The following is a 3,256-nucleotide window of genomic DNA, read 5'->3' on the forward strand; positions in this document are numbered from 1 at the left end:
TACGGTGTCAGCCGCGAACGTGTGCGCCAGATCGAGGTGCGCGCGTTCGAGAAGTTGCAGCGCGCGATGATGCGGCTGGCGGGCGAGAAGCGTTTGCTGACCGCTTGACGGATCGTCGGCCGACCGGTCTTCTCCTGCGCAAACGGGGGAGTTGAACCATGTGGCCATCGATCAAGCAGATGTACGGCGGCGCCGTCCGGTTCGCGCGGGCGGCGCCGCTGTTGTTTCTGGTGCCGGTGCTGGTCGAATTTGCGCAGCACGTCGCCGAAATTCAAACCGGCATGTACGTCAGCCGCGACGTGGCGCGCGCGGTGGCGAACGATCCGGTGCGCATGGCGTTCGGTTTTGCCAAGACCCTGGCGCTGCTCCTGCCGGGCTATTGGTTCATACGCTTTCTCGCGTTCGATGGTGACACACGGCGTATGCTCGCCTTCGACGCGCGCGCACTCGGGCTGTTCGCGGTTCAGTTCGTGCTAGCGGGCAGCGTTCAATATCTGATGCTGTTCGGGCCTTCGCTCGGCGCCATGTTGGGGCTCGATGCCCGCTCCGCCTCGTTCGTCACGGCGGCGCTCGCGGTCGCGCAATCGGTGCTCGGCATCTATCTGACCGCCTGGTTCGTCGCCTGGCCGCTCGGCAACGCCAGCCTAGGTCCGCTTCGCTCGTGCGCCGTCATGGCGGGCAGCTTCTGGCGCGCGGTCGTGTACCTGCTCGCGGGCGTTATCCCGCTGATGTCGCTCCACTACGCGCTCGGGCTCGGCGCGATCGGCCGCGCACCCGCGCTGGTGTGGGTCATGCTCGCGCTCGACGCCATTGCGGTCGGCTTTCTGGCGCTAACGATGAGCGCCGCCAAGTTTGCCGCCGCGCGCGATGCCGCGACACGCAAGCAGGTGTCGCTGCTGCCCGACCATGAGCCGCAGCCGGTGCCGTCTTTCCGATGAGCCCCGACGTCCTCGTCATCGGCGCGGGCGCAGCCGGGATCGCCGCCGCGCGACGCCTGCATGACGCGGGCGTCGATACGCTGCTGATCGATGCGCGTGAGCGGATCGGCGGGCGCGCGCACACGGTTCATCACGGCGATGCCGCGCTCGATCTCGGTTGCGGCTGGCTCCACTCGGCGCGGCGCAACAGCTGGACCGACGTGGCACGCGCGGCCGGCTTCAGCATTGCCACCGATACCGCGCGCTGGGGCGAGCAGTGGCGCAACCTCGGCTACTCACCCGATGAGCAGGCCGCCTTCGGTCGCGCATGGGACGCGTGGGAAGCGCGCGCGCGGGCGGCGGCGACTGGTTTCGACCAGCCGCTTTCAGCGTTCGTCGCGCCCGACGATCGCTGGTGCCCGATGCTCGACGCGATCTCCGGCTACGCCAACGGCGCGAACCTTGCCGACGTATCGCTGCACGACTGGCTCGCTTACGAAGATGCCGCGACCAAGGACAATTGGGCAGTGCGCGAGGGTTATGGCACGCTCGTCGCCCAGCACGCCGTGGGAGTAAAGGTCCGCACAGGAGTGGTCGCGACCCACATCGATCACACCGCGCAGGCGCTGCACGTGTCGACTTCCGCTGGCACGATCACGGCGCGCCTCGTCATCGTCGCGGTGCCGACCACGGTGCTCGCCGACGAACGGCTGTCGTTCACCCCCGCGTTGCCGGACAAGCACCACGCCGCGGCGGCACTACCGCTCGGGGTCGCCGACAAGGCGTTTCTGGCCGTCGATGGCGCGACCTGGCCGCACGACGCGCACCTGATCGGCAATCCGTACCGCACCTGCACGGCCAGCCACCGCCTGTCGCCGTTCGGCTGGCCGATGGTGGAGAGCTTCTTCGGCGGCGACTGCGCCGACCAGCTCGAAGACGGCGACGCCGCAGCCTTCGCGATCGACGAACTCGTCGCGCTGCTCGGCAGCGACTGGCGCGCTCGCTTCACGCCGATCACCACGACGCGTTGGCGGCATGAGGCGTGGATCGAGGGCAGCTACTCGCACGCGCGCGTCGGCCAGGCGGACCAGCGGACTGTGCTGTCGCAGCCGATCGACGATCGCCTGTTCTTCGCCGGGGAAGCCTGCTCGCCGCATGATTTTTCCACCGCGCATGGCGCGCGCGACACCGGCATCGCCGCCGCAGAGGCAGCCCTCCGCGCATTGACGGCTTCGCGCTGAGGCGCACGCTTACCGGAGTGAACATCGCTCATCCGCGCGACACCCTTCACCCCGCCCGCCCGACCGCGTAGGTTCCGCGCCACCATGACCCGCGTGCTTCTTCTCGCTTTCAAGGCAGCCCTGTGGTTCGTCGTCGTGTCGGTCCTGTGGGTCGGCATCTACGCGCTCGTCCCGCCGCCGTTCACCTTCACGATGGCAGGCGACCTTCTGCAGGGGCGATCGATCACGAAAGACTGGACCCCGCTCAGCGACATCGACCCCGACATGCCACGGGCGGCGATCGCAGGCGAGGATTCGCGTTTCTGCCTGCACCACGGGTTCGACTGGCGCGCGATTGCAGGGGCCGCGGCGCGCAATGCGCAGGGTGGTAGGATAAGAGGCGGATCGACGATCAGCCAGCAGACCGCCAAGAACGCCTTCCTGTGGCAGGGCGGCGGCTATTTCCGCAAGGCGCTCGAGGCGTGGTTCACGATGCTGATCGAGCTGATCTGGGGCAAGCGCCGGATCATGGAGGTGTACCTCAACCTTGCCGAGACGGGGATCGGCACCTACGGCGTCGAGGCGGGATCGATCCGCTACTTCAACCATCCGGCCGCGCGCCTGACCCCGACCGAGGCGGGACGGATCGCGGCGGTGCTACCGCTACCCAAGAAGCGCGAGGCGGTTGACCCCCGCGGGTTCGTTCGCCGTCACGGCAACACGCTCGCCGCTCGCATCGGCGTGGTGCGCCGCGACGGGTTGGATGCCTGCCTCAGGTGACCAGGCTGCCGTCACGGCGACGCTAGCGATCAGGGCGGCGGCACGGTCACCACGTCGCCGCCCCGTCCATATTTCAGCTATTCTTGTCGATCGCCGCGCCGGCCTTGTCGGCGGTCGACCCGACGCTCTTCGCCGCCGACGTGATCGCGTTATTCTTCGCCACTTCGCTGTTGCTTCCGACAAACAGGAAATAAGCCCCGACGCAGATGACAACGAGCGCGATGATCCCGATGATCAGCCCGCTGCTCGATCCGCGACGCTCGATCACGGTGGTGTGCGGGGTCTGCGTGATGCGATCTTCGGCCATGCCATCCTCCTGTGATTGGTGATGGCGAAAAC

Annotated in this window: 5 protein-coding genes; 4 read left to right on the forward strand and 1 reads right to left on the reverse strand. The window is 67.8% G+C overall.

Going from position 1 to position 3,256, the window contains the following annotated elements; all coding sequences use genetic code 11:
• From QZ847_RS07030 to mtgA, 4 genes are all read left to right on the forward strand, one after another.
• Nucleotides 1-108, forward strand: a 108-nt coding sequence (locus QZ847_RS07030; protein ID WP_294354756.1) for a sigma factor-like helix-turn-helix DNA-binding protein, incomplete at its 5' end; no start/stop codon positions are given.
• A gap of 50 nt (nt 109-158) precedes the next feature.
• The gene (locus QZ847_RS07035; protein WP_294354747.1) at nt 159-938 is read left to right on the forward strand and encodes a hypothetical protein; all 780 of its coding nucleotides are present in this window, start codon (nt 159-161) and stop codon (nt 936-938) included.
• Nucleotides 935-2,158, forward strand: coding sequence for an NAD(P)/FAD-dependent oxidoreductase (locus QZ847_RS07040; RefSeq protein ID WP_294354750.1), 1,224 nt, complete (start codon nt 935-937; stop codon nt 2,156-2,158). The genes QZ847_RS07035 and QZ847_RS07040 overlap by 4 nt, the downstream gene beginning before the upstream one ends.
• Nucleotides 2,159-2,242: 84 nt before the next feature.
• The gene (gene mtgA, locus QZ847_RS07045) at nt 2,243-2,917 is read left to right on the forward strand and encodes a monofunctional biosynthetic peptidoglycan transglycosylase (protein WP_294354753.1); all 675 of its coding nucleotides are present in this window, start codon (nt 2,243-2,245) and stop codon (nt 2,915-2,917) included.
• Between the two features lie 73 nt (nt 2,918-2,990).
• On the opposite strand, the gene QZ847_RS07050 is transcribed toward mtgA, so the two are convergent.
• Nucleotides 2,991-3,256: hypothetical protein (locus tag QZ847_RS07050; RefSeq protein WP_366930179.1), on the reverse strand; the 266-nt coding region annotated here is incomplete at its 5' end.

Origin of the sequence: uncultured Sphingomonas sp. (assembly GCF_913778135.1) — a bacterium.
Lineage (GTDB): Bacteria > Pseudomonadota > Alphaproteobacteria > Sphingomonadales > Sphingomonadaceae > Sphingomonas.

What these genes read in the sequence shown, in the direction of transcription:
- QZ847_RS07035 (WP_294354747.1), top strand. Translation starts at nt 159, where the DNA reads ATGTGGCCATCGATCAAGCAGATGTACGGCGGCGCCGTCCGGTTCGCG.
- QZ847_RS07040 (WP_294354750.1), top strand. Translation starts at nt 935, where the DNA reads ATGAGCCCCGACGTCCTCGTCATCGGCGCGGGCGCAGCCGGGATCGCC.
- mtgA (WP_294354753.1), top strand. Translation starts at nt 2,243, where the DNA reads ATGACCCGCGTGCTTCTTCTCGCTTTCAAGGCAGCCCTGTGGTTCGTC.